Origin of the sequence: Brevundimonas intermedia, assembly GCF_027922165.1 — a bacterium.
In the GTDB taxonomy this organism is placed as follows: Bacteria; Pseudomonadota; Alphaproteobacteria; order Caulobacterales; family Caulobacteraceae; genus Brevundimonas; species Brevundimonas intermedia.
In genome coordinates, this window is sequence record NZ_BSFD01000011.1 from 252,711 (window position 1) to 270,094 (window position 17,384).

At 64.6% G+C, this 17,384-nt stretch carries 13 protein-coding genes; 7 read left to right on the forward strand and 6 right to left on the reverse strand.

The window, feature by feature from the left end:
* Positions 1 to 15 precede the first annotated feature (15 nt).
* Positions 16 to 837 carry an N-formylglutamate deformylase gene (gene hutG / locus PKE72_RS14820; RefSeq protein ID WP_271166143.1) on the reverse strand — a complete coding sequence of 274 codons (822 nt, stop codon included), beginning with the start codon at positions 835 to 837 and terminating at the stop codon, positions 16 to 18.
* A gap of 75 nt (positions 838 to 912) precedes the next feature.
* Here hutG and PKE72_RS14825 point away from each other — a divergent pair, with 75 nt between their 5' ends.
* Genes PKE72_RS14825 through PKE72_RS14845 form a run of 5 tightly spaced genes read left to right on the forward strand, consistent with a single transcriptional unit; the run spans position 913 to position 9,364 of the window.
* Entirely contained in the window at positions 913 to 2,289 is a 1,377-nt protein-coding gene (locus PKE72_RS14825) for a formimidoylglutamate deiminase (RefSeq protein ID WP_271166144.1), read from the forward strand.
* The gene (hutC, locus tag PKE72_RS14830) at positions 2,286 to 3,005 is read left to right on the forward strand and encodes a histidine utilization transcriptional repressor HutC (protein WP_271166145.1); all 720 of its coding nucleotides are present in this window, start codon (positions 2,286 to 2,288) and stop codon (positions 3,003 to 3,005) included. The genes PKE72_RS14825 and hutC overlap by 4 nt, the downstream gene beginning before the upstream one ends.
* On the forward strand, positions 3,005 to 4,216 hold the full coding sequence (gene hutI, locus PKE72_RS14835) for an imidazolonepropionase (protein ID WP_271166146.1): 1,212 nt from the start codon (positions 3,005 to 3,007) through the stop codon (positions 4,214 to 4,216). The genes hutC and hutI overlap by 1 nt, the downstream gene beginning before the upstream one ends.
* A 37-nt stretch (positions 4,217 to 4,253) precedes the next feature.
* Entirely contained in the window at positions 4,254 to 7,724 is a 3,471-nt protein-coding gene (locus PKE72_RS14840; protein ID WP_271166147.1) for a class I SAM-dependent DNA methyltransferase, read from the forward strand.
* Between the two features lie 38 nt (positions 7,725 to 7,762).
* On the forward strand, positions 7,763 to 9,364 hold the full coding sequence (locus PKE72_RS14845; protein ID WP_271166148.1) for a phytoene desaturase family protein: 1,602 nt from the start codon (positions 7,763 to 7,765) through the stop codon (positions 9,362 to 9,364).
* On the opposite strand, the gene PKE72_RS14850 is transcribed toward PKE72_RS14845, so the two are convergent.
* Both PKE72_RS14850 and PKE72_RS14855 read right to left on the reverse strand, forming a co-directional pair.
* Complete coding sequence (locus PKE72_RS14850; protein WP_271166149.1) at positions 9,342 to 9,719, reverse strand: response regulator; 378 nt, start codon at positions 9,717 to 9,719, stop codon at positions 9,342 to 9,344. The genes PKE72_RS14845 and PKE72_RS14850 overlap by 23 nt on opposite strands.
* Complete coding sequence (locus PKE72_RS14855; protein WP_271166150.1) at positions 9,716 to 11,287, reverse strand: sensor histidine kinase; 1,572 nt, start codon at positions 11,285 to 11,287, stop codon at positions 9,716 to 9,718. Before PKE72_RS14855 ends, PKE72_RS14850 begins: the two co-directional genes overlap by 4 nt.
* Positions 11,288 to 11,348: 61 nt before the next feature.
* Here PKE72_RS14855 and PKE72_RS14860 point away from each other — a divergent pair, with 61 nt between their 5' ends.
* Positions 11,349 to 12,941 (forward strand): carboxylesterase/lipase family protein, encoded by a 1,593-nt coding sequence (locus tag PKE72_RS14860; RefSeq protein WP_271166151.1) that lies wholly within the window; start codon positions 11,349 to 11,351, stop codon positions 12,939 to 12,941.
* On the opposite strand, the gene gor is transcribed toward PKE72_RS14860, so the two are convergent.
* From gor to glmU, 3 genes are all read right to left on the reverse strand, one after another.
* On the reverse strand, positions 12,898 to 14,280 hold the full coding sequence (gene gor, locus PKE72_RS14865; protein ID WP_271166152.1) for a glutathione-disulfide reductase: 1,383 nt from the start codon (positions 14,278 to 14,280) through the stop codon (positions 12,898 to 12,900). The genes PKE72_RS14860 and gor overlap by 44 nt on opposite strands.
* Before the next feature lie 149 nt (positions 14,281 to 14,429).
* Positions 14,430 to 15,113 (reverse strand): ribose-5-phosphate isomerase RpiA, encoded by a 684-nt coding sequence (rpiA, locus tag PKE72_RS14870; RefSeq protein WP_271166153.1) that lies wholly within the window; start codon positions 15,111 to 15,113, stop codon positions 14,430 to 14,432.
* On the reverse strand, positions 15,110 to 16,474 hold the full coding sequence (gene glmU, locus PKE72_RS14875) for a bifunctional UDP-N-acetylglucosamine diphosphorylase/glucosamine-1-phosphate N-acetyltransferase GlmU (RefSeq protein ID WP_271166154.1): 1,365 nt from the start codon (positions 16,472 to 16,474) through the stop codon (positions 15,110 to 15,112). The genes rpiA and glmU overlap by 4 nt, the downstream gene beginning before the upstream one ends.
* Before the next feature lie 102 nt (positions 16,475 to 16,576).
* Between glmU and PKE72_RS14880 the strand changes: the two genes are divergently transcribed.
* Positions 16,577 to 17,290 (forward strand): HAD-IA family hydrolase, encoded by a 714-nt coding sequence (locus tag PKE72_RS14880; protein ID WP_271166155.1) that lies wholly within the window; start codon positions 16,577 to 16,579, stop codon positions 17,288 to 17,290.
* The last annotated feature ends 94 nt before the right edge of the window (positions 17,291 to 17,384 follow it).

Below are 17,384 nucleotides of genomic sequence, written 5' to 3' on the forward strand. Positions count from 1 at the left end.
TCACCGGTTGGCCTCTCAAGGTGCGGTCTGTGCGAAGGCGATACAGGCGGTCAGGATGCGCCGCAGATGGCGACGCATGGGCTCGGCGCGCTCGGACTCGTAGGGGCTCGGCCAGTTGTCCGGCGTTACCGGCCCGGGCGGATCGACGATATAGCCCCGGTCCGCCAACTCCATCTGGATGGCGTGGACGCCGGTCTCGGGTCGGCCATAGTGACGAGTGGTCCAGCCGCCCTTGAAGCGGCCATTGACGACCAGACTGTCGCCGCTGGCCGCGCAGGCGGCCTCCACCGCACGGGTGAGGCCGGGCGCGCAGGCGGCGCCGTCATTGTCGCCGATATTGAACTGCGGCAGTTCGCCGTCGAACAGACGGGGCACGACCGAGCGGATCGAATGGGCGTCATATAAGACAACCGGTCCCTGTGAACGCAGCCGGTCGATCTGGGTCTGAAGCGCCGCGTGATAGGGATCGAACCAGGTCGCGCGCCGCTCGGCGATCTCGGCCGCGTCGGGCGTCTGGCCGAGGCGATACAGGGCCTCGCCGTCGAAGGTCTCGGTCGGGCAGAGGCCGGTCGTCGTCATGCCAGGATAGAGGGAAGCGCCTGACGGGTCGCGGTTGACATCGATGACGCTGCGAGAGACGCCGGTGCGCACGACCGTCGCCCCCATATCGATTGCGAAGCTGTAGAGGCGGTCCACCCACCAGTCCGCGTCCTTGCGCGCCAGCCAGGGCGAGGTCATCCGGGCCAGAATGGCGTCAGGGATGTCGGTCCCCGTGTGCGGCAGACCGATCACCAGGGGCGCAGAGCCTTCCTCGATGGTCAGCCAGTCGTCGGTCATCTGAGCCTCCCTCGCCAAATCAAACCGCTAGGTTTATGTCTAGACATATTGATCGCAACAAGATGGACCTGTCCAGTGAGCCCAGCGCCGGAAACTGTGGACCTCGCCCTCTGGTTCGAAGCTGCCCTTCTGCCGGACGGCTGGGCGAAAGATGTGCGTATCGGCGTCAGATCGGGACGGATTGTATCCATTGAGAGAGGCGTCGGTCGGGCGGCTGCAGACGCGGGCGGCGGCGTCGGCCTGCCTGGCGTCACCAATGTTCACAGCCACGCATTTCAACGCGCCATGGCCGGCCTGACCGAGGCGCGCGGACCTTCCGACGACGACTTCTGGACGTGGCGTGAGCTGATGTACCGCTTCCTCGACCGGGGCGGCCCTGACGAGATCGAGGCCATCACCGCTCTAGCCTTCGCGGAGATGCTGGAAGGCGGCTTCACCCGCGTGACCGAGTTCCACTATTTGCATAACGACCCTGCCGGCGCGGGCTACGCGGACCACAGCGAGATCGCGGGCCGGATCGTGGCGGCCGCCGCGGCCAGCGGGATTGCCCTTACCTTGCTGCCGGTGTTTTACGCTCATTCCGGGTTCGGGGCTCTGCCGCCGGTTCAGGGACAGAGGCGGTTCATCACGGATCTGGACCGGTTCGCCGACTTGGCGGCGGCCTGCAGTCGCCTGACGGCCGACATGGGCGACGCCCGGTTCGGGGTGGCGCCCCACAGCCTGCGCGCCGTCAGCGCCGACCAACTGGCGCTTCTGCCCGGTTTGGCGCAGGGCGGACCGATCCATATCCATGTGGCGGAACAGACCAAAGAGGTCGAGGATTGTCTGGCCTGGTCCGGCGCTCGTCCTGTCGAGTGGCTGCTGAACCACGCGCCAGTCGATGATCAATGGTGCCTAATTCACGCCACCCATGTGAACGAAGCCGAGTGGCGCGCGGTCGTCGCGCGCGGCGCCGTCGTCGGCCTTTGCCCGATCACCGAGGCCAATCTGGGCGACGGGGTCTTTCCGGCGGCGGCCTATGTGCAGGCCGGGGGACGGTTCGGTGTCGGCACTGATTCCAATGTACAGATTGGACTGGCGGAAGAGTTGCGGATGCTGGAGTACAGCCAACGCCTGAGCCTGCGGGGACGCGCCCTGACAGCGGACTCGGCGCGTTCGACGGGACGCGCCCTCTTCGAGCGCGCTCTGGTGGGCGGGGCGCAGGCCGGTGGAGCTTCGGCCGGTCTGGCAGTGGGGCAGGCCGCAGACATCATCTCTTTGAACACGCGCCGGTTCGCCTTCGCCGGCCGTTCAGGCGACGCGCTGCTGGACAGCTGGATTTTCGGCGCCCCGACCGGATCGATCGCCTCGGTCTGGCGCGCGGGTCGGGAAGTCGTGCGCGAGGGGCGACATGTGGCCCGCGACGCCCTGGAGGCGCGGTGCCGTGCGGCTTTGAAGGTCGTCATGGCATGACGGCGGATGCTCTCCACCGACGGATCTTTACCGATCTGGAAGCGCAAATCCTGTCGGGAGAACTGGCCCCCGGTGATCGGATTCCGTTCGAGCACGAACTGACGCATCATTACAGCTGTTCGCGAGCGACCGTGTCTAAAGCCTTGTCCGAACTGGCAGGCAGGGGATTGGTGGTGCGCAGGCGGCGTGCAGGCACCTTCGTCGCCCAGCCCAAGGCCCACGCCGCCTTTCTCGCCATTCCTGATCTAAGAGCTGAGGTCAATGACCGCCGGCAAGTCTATGATTATCAGCTGCTAGAACGCCTCGTTCGGTCACCCCGGAATCCAGACGAGGCCGAACTTGCGGCCGGGAGAGGCCTGCTGGCGCTCACATGCCTGCACAGTGCGGATTCTATCCCCCTGGCTCTGGAACACCGGCTGATCGCGCTCACGGCCGCGCCCCAGGCTGAACACATGGACTTTCAATCCATCCCGCCCGGAACCTGGCTTCTGGACTCAGAGCCCTGGACTCAGGCGGAGAACCGGATCGGCGCCGTTGAAGCAGACAGAGCTTCAGCGCGTCTGCTACAGATCCGCACGGGCGCCGCCTGTCTGTGCGTCGAACGGCGAACGTGGCGCGACGGACAAGGAGTGACGCGGGTTCGCCAGATCTTTCCTGGCGATCGCTATGATCTTGTCGCCTTGTTTTCCTCTGTTCATGCAAAGGATCAGGTTTGATGAAGGCTGACTGTCTGCTGATCGATTGTCATGCCGCCACCATGGCGGAGAGCGATGTTCCTTACGGCGCGATCAAAGACGCCGCCGTGGTCATCGCGGACGGGCGGATCACCTGGATCGGCCCGCGGGCTGACCTTCCCCCGGTCCAGGCTGAAACGATTGAGCGTTTGGATGGACGCTGGTTGACGCCGGGGTTGATCGATTGCCACACCCATCTGGTCTTCGGAGGTGACCGGTCGGGCGAGTTCGAGCAGAGGCTGGGCGGGGCGACCTATGAGGATATCGCACGCGCGGGCGGCGGCATTGTCGCGTCTGTTCAGGCCACACGCGCCGCGTCCGAGGAGGATCTGTTCCTTTCGGCCAGGGTTCGGCTTGAGGGGCTGAAGGCGACTGGGGTAACGACGGTCGAGATCAAGTCCGGCTATGGCCTAGACCGCGAGTCCGAGTTGAAGATGCTGCGAGTCGCGAAGCGCATCGGTCGCGAGGGCGGGGTCCGCGTGTGCACCACCTATCTTGGTCTGCACGCCGTGCCGCCGGAGTACAGGTCGGACCGTAGTGCTTATATCGACAAGGCCATAAATGACATGCTCCCCGCCGCCCACGCCGAGGGCTTGGTCGATGCGGTGGACGCCTACTGTGAGCCTATCGCTTTTTCGCGCGAGGAGGTTTCGCGCCTGTTTGATCGAGCGCAGGCGTTGGGATTGCCGCTCAAGCTGCACGCCGACCAGCTGTCGGACGGCGGCGGGGCGGAACTGGCGGCCCGCTACAGGGCCCTGTCAGCCGATCATATTGAGTATGTGACGGGGGCTGGCGTGGCGGCCATGGCCAAGGCCGGCGTAGTCGCGGTCCTGCTGCCCGGCGCCTTCTTTATGCTGCGAGAGACCCAGGCCCCGCCGGTCGATCTACTGCGGGCCCATGGGGTGCGCATCGCCGTCGCCACCGACTGCAATCCGGGAACCTCGCCCGTCGTCTCCATGACCGACGCCCTGAACCTGGCCTGCGTGCAGTTTCGCCTGACGCCGGAGGAGGCTCTGGCTGGGGCGACGCGCGAAGCGGCGCGGGCGCTGGGGTTGCAGGACCAGGCGGGCGTGCTGCAGGCGGGTCGAGCGGCTGACCTGGCAGCCTGGGACATCTCGCGGCCCGCAGAACTGGCCTACTGGCTGGGCAAGCCGATGCTGCACGCGCGTTGGATCTCTGGAATACGATCCTAGATTGCATCTGTCCGAGAAATAACCTTAGGTTGCTTTCATGGTCGGAAAGCAATCCCACGATGTCGACGCCTTCATCGCTCACTGGGCTCAAGTTCCGATCAGCGAGCGGGCTCAGTACCAGACCTTCATCATCCAGCTCTGCCGTCTCATCGGCGCCCCGGCGCCGGACGACGAGCGTATGGGAGACCTCGACTATTGTTTCGAAAGGCCGGTCCGGTTCGTCCACGAAGATGGGGTCAGCCATCCCGGCTATATCGACTGCGCCAAGCGGGGCTGTTTCGTCTTGGAGGCGAAGCAGTCGCTGAAACGGCGGGACGGCGGGCCACTAGATCCAATGGTGCAACTCGCCCGGTTCGTCCATCCGTCACGCAAGGGCCGGGCGCCTTCGCCGGACGCCCTTGATCGGTTGATGCGGGCGGCGAAGCGACAAGCGGAGAACTACGCCAAGGCGCTCGACGAATGGCCGCCGTTTCTGATCGTGGTCGATGTCGGACGCGCCATAGAGCTGTGGTCCGACTTTGCGCGACAGGGCAAGGCCTATGCGCAGTTTCCGGATCGCGCGACTTACCGCATCGAACTGGACCAGTTGCGCCAGCCGGAGGTGCGTGAACGGTTGCGTCGGGTCTGGACAGATCCGATGTCGCTGAATCCCGCAGCCCGGGTGGCGGAAGTCACCATGGACATCGCCGCGCGTCTGGCCTTGTTGGTCCGATCCATCCGCCAAAGGCAGTCGCAGCCGGCGGACGATCAAGCGGCGCGGGCGGCGAGGGCGGGGCGGATCGCGCTATTCGTCATGCAGTGCATCTTCGCCATGTTCGCCGATAGCGTCGGGCTGATCGACGAGCGGGGCTTTCAGGGCTTCCTCGAGTCCTATCGCGGAAAAGCGAACCGGTTCCACGATGCGGCTCGAGTGTTTTTCAGCGCTATGGATAGGGGCGGCCATTGTCTGGCGACCCAACGGCGTATCCGCCAATTTAATGGCGGGCTGTTCAAGGTGGTCGATCCGATGCCGATCACTGAGGGGGAGCTGGCGGCCCTGATCGAGGCCTCGAAATGTGATTGGAGCCTCGTGGAGCCAGCCATCTTCGGCGCCTTGCTGGAACAGGCGCTGGATCCATCTGAGCGGGCGGAGCTGGGAGCTCATTATACACCGCGCGCCTACGTCGAGCGGCTGCTCGAGCCGACGATCATGGAGCCCTTGCGCGCCGACTGGGAAGCGGTCGAGGCCCAGGCCATCGGCCGTCATCTAGAAGGCAACGTCGTGGGCGCGCGGCGTATGGTCCGCGCCTTTCATGATCAGCTCTGTCGTGTCCGGGTCTTGGACCCCGCCTGCGGCACAGGTAATTTTCTCTACGTCGCCATGCGGATGATCAAGGAGCTCGAGGGCGAGGTTCTGGGGGTCCTCAGCGAGATGGGCGAGACCCAGGGGCAGTTGGGCATCGAGGGCCACGTCGTCAGTCCGGAACAATTCTATGGACTGGAAAAGAATGCCTACGCCGCCTGGATCGCAGAAATGGTGATGTGGATCGGCTACTTGCAATGGCATTTCCATCTGTTCGGGGAAGCCAAGCCGTCGGAGCCGATCCTAAAGGATTTCCAACGCGTCGTTCGAACGGACGCCCTGGTTAGTTGCTCGCGCCTAGAACTGGCCCGTGACACACAAGGGCGGGTGATTACGCGGCCCGTTGGGCGATTGACGGACGGGGCAGCCGAGCGAGAGGTCGAACACTATGTCGACCCTTACCCCACGCCTTGGCCGGAGGCGCATTTCATTGTCGGCAATCCGCCCTTCATAGCCGGCAAGGATCTGCGTGTGGAGCTGGGCGACGGCTATGTCGACGCCTTGGACAGGGTCAGAGGCGGACGGTTCCGTTCGGCGGACATTGTGACGGCGTGGTGGGATCGAGCGGCGGAAATCCTGACCCGCGAGGGATCGATCCTCAGGCGGTTCGGCTTTATCACGACCAACTCGGTAACCCAGACCTTCTCACGGCGGGTGATCGAGCATCATCTGACGCGCCGATCACCAATCCGCATAGTCTTCGCCATTCCCGATCATCCTTGGGTCACGGGCGTCGGACGCGCCGATGTGCGGATCGCCATGTCTGTCGCTGAACGCGGCGAGCCTGACGACCGCGGGCGGTGGCTGGAAATCGTCGACGAGCAAGATCTTCACACTGATCTGCCGAAGCTAAGCTTTCGCGAAAGGGAAGGCGTCATCGGTGCTGATCTGATGATCGATTCAGGGGTGACCCAGGCCGTCGATTTGAAGGCCAACACGGCGCTTGCGTATCGTGGCGTTCAGTTGATGGGAGCCGGATTTCTTGTCACCCCGGCGCAAGGCCGGGCCTTGCTCGAGGCATCCGAACCGGGCGCCCAGTCCCCACTTCGCAACTACCGTAATGGACGAGATCTGGCGGATCGGGCGCGTGATCTCCTGGCGATCGATCTGTTCGGCTGGGACGAAGCCGAGGCGCGGCGTCGCCACCCCTTGATCTACCAGCATCTTTTGGAGAGCGTTAAGCCTGAGCGTGACCGTAACAACCGCACTTCCTACCGGGAAAACTGGTGGACCTTCGGTGAACCTCGTCGGGATCTCAGAGCGGCGTTGGAAGGGCTCGACCGATACATCGTCACCGTCGAGACGGCCAAACACCGCTGGTTTCGCTTTCTCGATTCTGCCGTTCTGCCGGATAACAAGCTGGTGGTCATCGCCAGCGATGATCCCGCCGTCCTGGCCATACTGTCGTCCCGCCAGCATCGCGCATGGTTCGCGGCCCACGCCGGGCGGATCGGCGAGTACAGACGCGAGGCCGTCTATGTAAAAGGCGTCTGTTTCGACCGCTTCCCGTTTCCCGATCTGACGCCAGCACAGGCGGCGGAGCTGAGGGCGCTGGGCGAGGAACTAGACGCGACGAGGGCGAGTGTGTTGGCCGAGCATGCCGACCTGACGATGACTGGCCTTTATAATGCACGGGCGCGCCTCGGCGATCCGATGGTGATGAGCGCGGTCGACCGCGCGGTTCACGAAGCAGGTCGCATCGGCATCCTCGGCCAGATTCACCGCATGATCGACCGGGTCACGGCCGAAGCCTATGGCTGGTCCATTGACCTGTGCGACGCCGACACGGCGAGGCGGCTGGGCGAGCTCAATCAGGCACGGGCGGCGGAGGAGGCGCAGGGACAGGTCCGGTTCATTCGTCCGACCTATCAGACCGGACGGGTGCGAGCTCCGTCGGCGCCCGCCCAGGTCGAAGCCATGCTCGCCGCCGAAGCGGTTCTGCCGCGTCTGCCAGAGGACCCAGGCCGACTGGCCGCCGCTCTACTGACAAGCTTGCGTCGATCAGGCGTACCGATGCGACCGGAGGATCTGGCTACAGGTTTTGACGTGGGCGGGGTTCGCCAGCGACGGACGATTGAGCACACGCTGGCCGCCCTGGCGGTTTCGGGAGCGGTCCAACGATCAGAAAACGGTTGGTTTGCGCCACGGCGCTCGGGCGCTGGCTGAACAGGCGAACGGTGCTATGGCTTGGTCAGAGAGGGGCCATGGCCAGGACAGAAACCGACGTCGTCATTCTGGGTGGAGGCCACAACGGATTGGTCTGCGCCTTCTATCTCGCTCGAAGGGGATTGAAGGTGACGGTGCTGGAGCGCCGCTCGGTTGTCGGGGGCGCGGCGGTGACCGAGACCTTCCATCCTGGATTTCGCAACTCGACCGCCAGTTACACCGTCAGCCTGCTCAGTCCCGGCGTCATCGCCGACATGGATCTGCCGCGCCATGGTTTGAAGATGGTCGAGCGGCGGATGTCGAACTTCTTGCCGTTGGACGATGGGCGCTATCTCGCGGCGGGCCCGGGTAAAACGCGGGCAGAAGTCGCGAAATTCTCGCCGCAGGACGCCGAGCGGCTGGCCGCGTATGAGGCTCGACTGGAGACGATAGCGGCCCTGTTGCGGGATCTGACTCTGAAAACGCCGCCGAACATGGTCGAGGGCGGTTGGTCGGCGGCCCTGCCGGAGATGCTGAAGGCGGGAAGTCTGGGGCGTCGCATGGCCGGGCTAGACCAGACAGGGCGCCGCGACCTGCTGGACCTGTTCACCAAGTCGGCGGGCGACTGGCTGGATGGCTGGTTCGAAAGCGATCCGATCAAGGCCTTGTTCGGGTTCGACAGCGTGGTGGGGAACTACGCCAGTCCCTACACGCCCGGTTCGGCCTATGTGCTGCTGCACCATGTGTTTGGCGAGTTGAACGGCAGGAGGGGCGTCTGGGGCCACGCCCTGGGCGGAATGGGGGCGATCACGCAGGCTATGGCGTCGGCCTGCGCTGAACAGGGTGTCGAGGTGCGGCTGGACACCGCCGTCACAGAGGTTCTGATCGAGAAAGGGCGAGCGGTCGGCGCGGTAACCCGGGACGGCGCCGTGGTGCGCGCCAAAGCCGTGGTCTCCAACCTGCACCCACGCCTGTTGTTCGACACACTGCTCGCCCCCTCGGCGGCTCCGAGGGACTTCATGGAGCGGATGGGACGATACGCCTCTGGATCAGGCACATTCAGAATGAATGTCGCGCTTTCGGAACTGCCGAAGTTCACCGTCCTGCCTGAACCCGGCGATCATCTGACGGCGGGCATCATCATCGCACCCAGTCTGGGCTATATGGATCGCGCCTATGCCGAGGCCCGGCTGAACGGCTGGTCGTCGAAGCCGATCGTAGAGATGCTGATCCCCTCGACGCTGGACGACAGTCTAGCGCAGGCCGGCGCCCATGTGGCGAGCCTGTTCTGTCAACATGTCTCGCCCGACCTGGAGGATGCGCATCGCGACACGGTCGCCGATCTTATGATCGATACGGTCGATGCGCATGCGCCGGGCTTCAAGGCGTCAGTACTCGGGCGTGTGGCACTGGGGCCTCGGGATCTGGAGCGCCAGTTCGGTCTTGTCCGAGGCGACATATTCCACGGCCGACTGAGCCTGGACCAACTGTTCAGCGCTCGTCCGGTTTTGGGCCATGCCGACTACCGAATGCCGATACCGGGTCTCTATCTCTGCGGATCAGGGGCCCACCCCGGGGGAGGCGTCACTGGGGCGCCGGGGCACAACGCCGCAAGGGCGATCCTCGCCGATTTGAAGCCTAGACCTGGGCGACGCCCATAGCCTTCATCAGGGCGTCCCGGATCGCCGCCTCGGTGAAGGGCTTCTGTACAGTGGCGGAGCCCCGCCATTCCTCCGGCAGGCCGCCTTCGCCATATCCGGTCGAAAAGACGAAGGGCACGCCGCGGGCTCTCAAGGCCTCCGCGACCGGGAAGACCTGCCGGCCCGCCACATTGACATCCAGCAAGGCGGCGTCGAGATCGATTGTGTCACGCGCCATGGCCTCGCCTTCGTCGATGTTCGACGCTGGACCGATGGTGATGCACTCCATGTCTTCGAGGATGGTCTCGAGCAGCATGGCGACGAGCGACTCGTCCTCCACCACCAAGACACGTCGGCCGTTCAAGGGTTGGGTCATTGGGCATGCGTCCTGTCGAGTGGAACCGTCAGTTCCGCAATCAATCCATCGCTGGCGTAAACCAGATCGATCTCGCCCGCCAGATCATGGCGAATGTTTCGTTCAATCAATCGACTACCGAAACCTCTTCTGTCCGGTAGCGTAACTTTCGGACCGCCGATTTCCCGCCAGGTCAGCTTGAGAATTCGTTCCGGTTGGTCCTTAAGGTTCCAATCGATCAGGACGCGGCCGTCAGGCCCTGAAAGGGCGCCGTATTTCGCGGCGTTGGTCGCCAACTCGTGGAAAATCATGCCGAGGGACAAGGCCGTAGCCGGCATCAGGCCGGTCACGGGACCGTTCAGACTGATACGACTAGGCCCAAACGCCTCCGTTTCGTGCATTAGGATGGCCTGTAGATCGGCGCCCTCCCAGTGGCTGAGAGTCAGGAGATCATGGGTGTGAGACAAGGCCAAAATGCGGGATTGGAAGGTCGAGGCGAAACTGGCCGGGTCGCTGTGGGATCGCGCCGTCTGAATAGCGATGGACTGGACCGTAGCGAGGGTGTTCTTTACGCGATGGTTAAGCTCATCAATCATAAGCTTCTGTAGTCTAGCGGCTTTTACGTTCTCTGTGACGTCGTGACCCTGGACAAAGACGCCGACGACGGCGCCCCCTTCGTCCCGAATCGGCTGGTAGATGAAGTTGAGATACAGGGTCTCCAGCGGACCGCCGGGCGTCCGCTGCAGCAGCGCCTGGCTTTCTCGTCCCTCATAGGCCTCGCCGGTTTCGAACACCGCGTCCAGGAACTCGTAATAGCCTTGACCGGCCAGTTCCGGCAGGGCCTCGCGGAGCGGCTTTCCCGCTATGTCCCGATGACCGATCAACTGGCCGTAGGCTTGATTGTGCATTTGGAAACGGTGATCGGGCCCAGTCAGAATGGCGACGAATCCCGGCGCCTGCATGAACATCTCAACCAGACGGTTACGTTCCGTCTCCAGCCGCCGGTTGTCCTCCTGTACGGATTGAGCGCGACGGAGAACCGACCCGCCGATCAGCGCGTCCAACGCAGTCGTCGGTTCGTCTGCCCGCACCGCCGGAGACAGGTCGGTGACGTCCATCGTATGTTGGAGAAGAAGGACGACCTCGCCCTCTGCATTCATCAACGGCGTATGTGTCGCGCTCCAGATCCGCTCTTCGAACACCTCGCTTCCGTCTTCACGCACTCGTGGCATGGCGTAGCGGACGACTGCAAGGTGGTCGCGTTGGCGCGTATCGCGCGCCTTTTCCAAAGAGGCTTTCACCTGCCGCACGTTTTCGGGCGCATCTTCGCCCGGGCCGGAATCGAATGCGGTGAAGAGCGAGTGGCCTAAGATCTCGTCGCGGCGCGCGCCCGTGACATCGATATAGGCCTGGTTCATCTCGACGATGCGCAGGTCCGGAGTCAGCAGAAGATAGGGATTGGGCGAGGCCTCAAAGGCGCTCGCCGCCTCTGCAAGTGAGGCGCGCGTTCTTTTCTGTGTATTCAATCGAAGCCCCAACCTTAGCGAAGCTAGAATGCGCAATTGGGGAAAGGGTTCGCTACCGAACACAGAATTTCCCTCATTATTCGTTCGTCGTTGGCCTGTTGGGAGAATTTGCTAAGGACGGGGCATGACTTTCGTAGGCGCCTTGGCCACCCTCTCCCTTATGATGGCTCAACCGACAGATCAGCCGCCGGTGGATCAGCCTGTCGTCCAATTGGCGCAAGGCGCCCTGGCCGGCCGGACTGAGGACACCGTCGCCTCATTCAAGAATATCCCCTATGCCGCACCTCCGGTCGCAGAACAGCGCTGGCGGCCACCGGGCGAGGCTCCGCGCTGGGAAGGCCAACGAGACGCTACGACCTATGGCGCCATCTGCATCCAGGCGACACCGCAGGGCGATCCCGGCGTCGGCCCGTTGCCGATGAGCGAGGACTGTCTGAACCTGAACGTCTGGCGCCCTCTGGACGTGATCGATCCGGCCCCGGTCATGGTGTGGATCCACGGCGGCGGACTGGTCAATGGATCAGGCACCGCCGCCCTCTATGACGGCGCCCATCTGGCGCGACAGGGGATGGTGGTGGTGACGCTGAACTATCGCCTCGGCCGTCTGGGCTTCTTCGATCACCCGGCCTTGGCGGCGGAGCGGCCGTCGGAGGAGGCGGCGGGCAACTACGGCCTGATGGATGTCATCGCCGCCTTGAAATGGGTCCGGGCCAATATTGCCGCCTTTGGCGGTGATCCGGCCAATGTGACCATCTTCGGCGAGTCGGCCGGCGGGGCCATCGTGACCCGGATGATGATTTCACCGCCGGCGCGGGGCCTGTTTGAAAGGGCGGTCGTCCAGTCGGGTCTGGGCCGCGAGCTGCAAACGCCGCTGGACCGTCGCGGCGCCTATGATCTTCCGTCGGCGCGCGAGCGGGGCGAGGTCTGGGCCCATGGACACAATCTCCTCACAGCAGCGGACCTACGCGCCGCCCCGGTGGAGCAACTTCTGACCCCTGCACCCGTCTTCGCCAATGGCGACTTGAGCCTGATCGACGGCCGGATTCTGACCTCGACCGTCGAGGCCGCTTTCCGCGCCGGAAGGCAGGCGCCCGTTCCGATGATGATCGGGACCAACAGCGCCGAATTCTGGTGGATGAAACCCACGGACCGCAACGGCTACGGCATGATCGACGACGACATGACCTGGCTGGAGCGGGCCATGATCACGGCGGCCTATGGCGGAGAGGCGGGCTTCGACCGGGGCTTCATCACCGACGCCGTCTTCACCGAGCCTGCGCGACGACTGGCGCGGTTGCACACGGCGGCGGGACATCCGGCCTATCTGTACCGGTTCGACGTCTCCTCGCCGGACAATCCAGAGCCGCACGGCGGCGCCACCCACGCCATCGAACGCCCCTATGTGTTCGGGACGCTGCCGTTGCTGCCTTATCCGGTGCGGGACGCGGATCGCGCGGCCTCAGAGGCGATGACCCGCTACTGGACTGCTTTCGCCAGATCAGGCGACCCAAATGGGGTCGGACGGCCGGAATGGCCCCTGGCCGAGGACGGCGAAACCCAGCTGATGCAGTTCCGCAACGACGGTCCCGCCGCGACGGCGGTTCCGGAGGCGGGGCGACTCGACCTGATCGAGATGTTCCGCGAACGGCCGCACCTTATCAGCAAGCCGGCCGTCACCCCGCCGACGTCGCGCCCGACTGCTTCTCCTTCAGCGTAACCAGTTCCTCCGCCATGGTGGGGTGAACGGCGCAGGTCGCGTCCCACTGGGCTTTGGTCAGGCCGGCCTTCACGGCGATGGCGGCCAATTGGATCATCTCCGGGCTGTCCGGGCCGACGATGTGGACGCCTACAACCCGCTGGCTTTGGGCATCGACCACCAACTTCATCAGCACGCGTTCTTCCGAGCCGGTGAAGGCGTATTTCATCGGTCGGAACCGGGTCACATAGACATCGACCCCAGCCGAGCACGAACGGCGGGCCTCCGACTCGGACAAGCCGACCACCCCGACCGGCGGCTGGCTGAAGACGGCGGTCGCCACGGCCTCGTAGTCGAAATGCTGGGGATTGTCGCGATAGACGGTCTGATGGAAGGCGACCGCCTCACGGATGGCGACGGGCGTCAGGTTCATCCGGTCGGTGACGTCCCCGATGGCCCAGATGTTGTCTGCGGTCGTCTTGGAATAGGGATCGACCTTGATCGCGCCTTCATCGTTGAGCTCGACGCCGGCCGCCTCCAGGCCCAGGTCCTTCACATGAGGGATCCGGCCGGTGGCGAACATCACCACGTCGGTCTCCAGCTTCATGCCGTTTTCGAGGTGGTTCACCAGGCCGGTCGCTGTCTTCTCGATCTTCTCGTGCTGACAACCCAGGACCACCTTGATCCCGCGCTTTTCGATTTCGCCGGCCAAGTGGGCGCGCACGTCGTCGTCGAAGCCCCGCAGGATGTTGGGGCCGCGATAGATCAGGGTCGTTTCGACGCCCAGGCCTGCAAAGATGCCGGCGAATTCCACCGCAATATAGCCGCCGCCCGCGATCAGGATTCGCTTGGGCAGTTGCGGCAGATGGAAGGCTTCCTCCGAGGTGATGGCGTGTTCAATGCCCGGCAGGCTTTCAGGCTTCCACGGACGGCCGCCGGTGGCGATCAGGATCTTCTCGGCGGTGAATGTCTGGTTCTTGCCGATGATCTCGACCGTATGGGCGTCCTTCAGCACGGCGCGGCCATGAACCAACTCCACCCCGGCCTTGCCCAGATTGGCGGCGTAGATGCCGGACAGGCGGGCGATTTCGACATCCTTGGCTTCCAGGAAGGTCGGCCAATCGAACTTCGCATTGTCGAACGACCAACCGTAGCCTTCGGCGATCTCCAGGGCGTGGCTGACCTCGGACGCCATGACCATGAACTTCTTGGGCACGCAGCCGCGGATCACGCAGGTGCCCCCGACGCGATACTCTTCAGCCACCGCGACCTTCTTGCCGCCGAGGGCGGTGAGACGCGCCGCTCGGACCCCGCCGGAGCCGGCGCCGATAACGAAGAGGTCGTAGTCGTAATCGGCCATGGTGCACTCCGTTCAGATGCGAGGATCACGCCTGAATCGTTTGGAATCAGTCCCGGTCAAGCCGGATTCAGGACGCCGGACTTAGGCGCCGCTATGCTTTGGGGCAAGGCACGCGGGTGGACCACATCGCTGCGGTGGAATCTCAATCGTCAGGGTGTGATCGTCTCGACGCCCGCGTCTGTGCCGATGATCGCAAGATCCGCCAGATCTAGGAACAGTCCGTGTTCGACCACGCCGGTTATCAGTTTCAGATCGTCGGCGAGACGAACCGGATCGTGGATGGCCTTGCAACCTGCGTCATAGATCAGGTTGCCGCCGTCGGTCCGCACCAAGCCTCGATCCGCCTGGCGGACGCGGGCAGGCTGGCTGATGTCGTGGTCGATCAGGACGTCGGCTATGCGATTGGCCGTGGTCTTGTGTCCGAAGGCGACCACCTCGATCGGCAGGGGGAAGGTCCCCAGCACCGGCACCACCTTGGCGGCGTCGGCGATGACGATGCACCGGCTGGACGCCTCCCACACCAGTTTCTCGCGCAGCAGGGCCGCACCGCCGCCCTTGATCAAGGCCAGGCCGGGACCGACCTCGTCGGCGCCGTCGACCGTAAGGTCGATGCGGGGCGTGTCCTCCAGGGTCGACAGGGTCAGGCCCAGTTCACGCGCCAGGTCGGCGGTCTTCTCCGAGGTCGGGACGCAGCGCAGACCCGACAGGCCGCGCGCCGCCAGCGCCTTGACGAACCAGGCGGCGGTGGAGCCAGTGCCCAGGCCGACCACCATGCCGGCCTCGACATGGGCGGCGGCGGCTTCACCGGCGTTCTTCTTCTGTAGGTCGCTCATTTCTGCTTGGCGGCCTTCGCCGCATCCTTCTTGGCTTTGGCCTTCTCGCGGAAGGCGGCGCCGGCGTCCGGCTTGAGGGTTTGGCGGGTACGACCAAAGGCCAGGGCGTTCTCCGGCACGTCCTCCGTGATCACGGAGCCCGAGGCGACGATAGCCCCGGCGCCGACCGAGACCGGCGCCACCAGGCTGGAGTTCGAGCCTATAAAGGCGCGGGCGCCGATCTCGGTCCGGGCCTTGTTGAAGCCGTCATAGTTGCAGAAGATGGTCCCGGCCCCGATGTTTGCGGCCGCGCCGACTGAGCCGTCGCCCAGATAGGCCAGGTGATTGGCCTTGGCCCCGGCAGCCATCTTCACATTCTTCACCTCGACGAAGTTGCCGACCTTGACCCCCTCGGCCAGATCCGCGCCGGGTCGCAGGCGGGCATAAGGCCCGACCTCGGCGCCGGAGGCGACGTGGGCGCCCTCCACATGGCTGAAGCTGCGAATCCGGGCTCCGCCTTCGATCACAGCGCCGGGGCCGAAGACGACATAGGGTTCGATCACGGTCCCGCCGCCGACCTGAGTGTCCCACGCGAAATGGACGGTGTCGGGCGCGCTCATGGTAACGCCGGCGGCCAGGAAGGTCTCGCGCTGGACGCTCTGGAACAGGCTCTCCGCCTGGGCGAGTTCAGCCTGGGAATTCACGCCCATGACGGAATCCTCTGCGGCAAAAACCACCCGGGTCGGGTGACCGGCCCTGCGGGCCAGTTCCACCACGTCGGTCAGATAATATTCGCCCTTGGCGTTGTCGTTGCGAACCTCGGCCAGCAGCGAGAAGAGCAGGGCGGCGGGGGCGGCCATGACGCCGGAGTTGCAGGCGGTGACAGCCAGAACCTCGGCTGAAGCCTCCTTGGCTTCCGTAATGGCGGTCAGGGTATCGCCGTCGATGATCAGACGGCCATAGGCGCCGGGATCGCGCGCCTCGAAGCCGATCACGGTCACGCCTTCGCCCGCAAACACCGGCGCGATATCCGCCGCCTTCAGCAGGGGCACGTCCCCAAAGGTGACCACCACATCGCCGTCGAAACCTGTCAGCGCCTGTTCGGCGGCACGGACGGCGTGGCCCGTACCCAAGGGCGGATCCTGAACCGCGATCGCCGCCTCGCCCAGACGCTTGACGACATGGGCTCGGACCTCGGGCGAATGAGTTCCGACCACCACGACGATCCGCTCGCAGCTCAGCCCCACCGCCGCATCAATGGCGTGGTCCAGCATGGCGCGATGGGCGACGGGGTGCAGCACCTTGGGCAGGGGCGACTTCATCCGCGTACCCTGGCCGGCGGCGAGAATGATGGCGGCGCGAGCGCGCGTCTGGCTGGTCATGAATCGTTCCGGCGTCTAGTCGTCGTTCGCCGTCTACAGCGCCCCCGCCATTCCGTCATCCTCAGGCTTGGTGCGCTATGACGAATCGAAACGAGAGTGACCATGACCGATCGCGACCTTGAAGGCTGGACCATCGCTTTCGACCTGGACGGGACGCTGGTCGATTCCGCTCCGGACCTAGTCGGAACCCTGAACCGCCTGCTGGTTGAGGAGGGGCTGCCGCCTGTCCCGATGAGCGCGGCCCAGACCCTGATCGGATCTGGCGCACGGGCGCTGCTAGTCCACGGCTTCGAGGCGGCGGGCGCGCCAGTAGAGCGGGCCCAGTCGGAGGAACTGTTTGAGCGGTTCCTGGTCGACTACGCCGCCCATATCGCGGACGGGTCTCGCGAATTTGACGGGGTGGTCGAGACGTTGGAACGCCTGACGGAGCGCGGAGCCATCCTGGTGGTGGCGACCAACAAGCGGTCGGATCTGTCGGAACTGCTGCTCGATAAGCTGGGCCTGACCCGGCATTTCGCCGCCATTGTCGGACCGGATCGGGTCAGCGCGCGAAAGCCTTCGGGCGCCCATCTGAAGGAGGCCGTGGTCAAGGGCGGCGGCGATCCAGAGCGGGCCATCATGGTGGGAGACGCAGCACCGGACGCCGAGGCGGCCCGGGACGCAGGCATGCCCTGTATTCTGACGACCTTCGGCTATACGCCCGTACCCGTCGATACCCTGGGCGGCGACGTCCTGATCGACGCCTTCGAGGATGTTGAGGAGGCGATCGACGGCGTCCTGTCCGACTTCTATGTGATGAGAGCGCTGAAATTCTGAGGGCGCCGGACAGTAAATCTGGGGTCTGAACCCGTGCTTGCGCGGTTGCGGATATCCGGCGCGATGGCCAGTTTGGCGCACCCCATCGAAAGCG

What these genes read in the sequence shown, in the direction of transcription:
- hutG (WP_271166143.1), bottom strand. Translation starts at nt 837, where the DNA reads ATGACCGACGACTGGCTGACCATCGAGGAAGGCTCTGCGCCCCTGGTG.
- hutC (WP_271166145.1), top strand. Translation starts at nt 2,286, where the DNA reads ATGACGGCGGATGCTCTCCACCGACGGATCTTTACCGATCTGGAAGCG.
- hutI (WP_271166146.1), top strand. Translation starts at nt 3,005, where the DNA reads ATGAAGGCTGACTGTCTGCTGATCGATTGTCATGCCGCCACCATGGCG.
- PKE72_RS14840 (WP_271166147.1), top strand. Translation starts at nt 4,254, where the DNA reads ATGGTCGGAAAGCAATCCCACGATGTCGACGCCTTCATCGCTCACTGG.
- PKE72_RS14845 (WP_271166148.1), top strand. Translation starts at nt 7,763, where the DNA reads ATGGCCAGGACAGAAACCGACGTCGTCATTCTGGGTGGAGGCCACAAC.
- PKE72_RS14850 (WP_271166149.1), bottom strand. Translation starts at nt 9,719, where the DNA reads ATGACCCAACCCTTGAACGGCCGACGTGTCTTGGTGGTGGAGGACGAG.
- PKE72_RS14860 (WP_271166151.1), top strand. Translation starts at nt 11,349, where the DNA reads ATGACTTTCGTAGGCGCCTTGGCCACCCTCTCCCTTATGATGGCTCAA.
- gor (WP_271166152.1), bottom strand. Translation starts at nt 14,280, where the DNA reads ATGGCCGATTACGACTACGACCTCTTCGTTATCGGCGCCGGCTCCGGC.
- rpiA (WP_271166153.1), bottom strand. Translation starts at nt 15,113, where the DNA reads ATGAGCGACCTACAGAAGAAGAACGCCGGTGAAGCCGCCGCCGCCCAT.
- glmU (WP_271166154.1), bottom strand. Translation starts at nt 16,474, where the DNA reads ATGACCAGCCAGACGCGCGCTCGCGCCGCCATCATTCTCGCCGCCGGC.
- PKE72_RS14880 (WP_271166155.1), top strand. Translation starts at nt 16,577, where the DNA reads ATGACCGATCGCGACCTTGAAGGCTGGACCATCGCTTTCGACCTGGAC.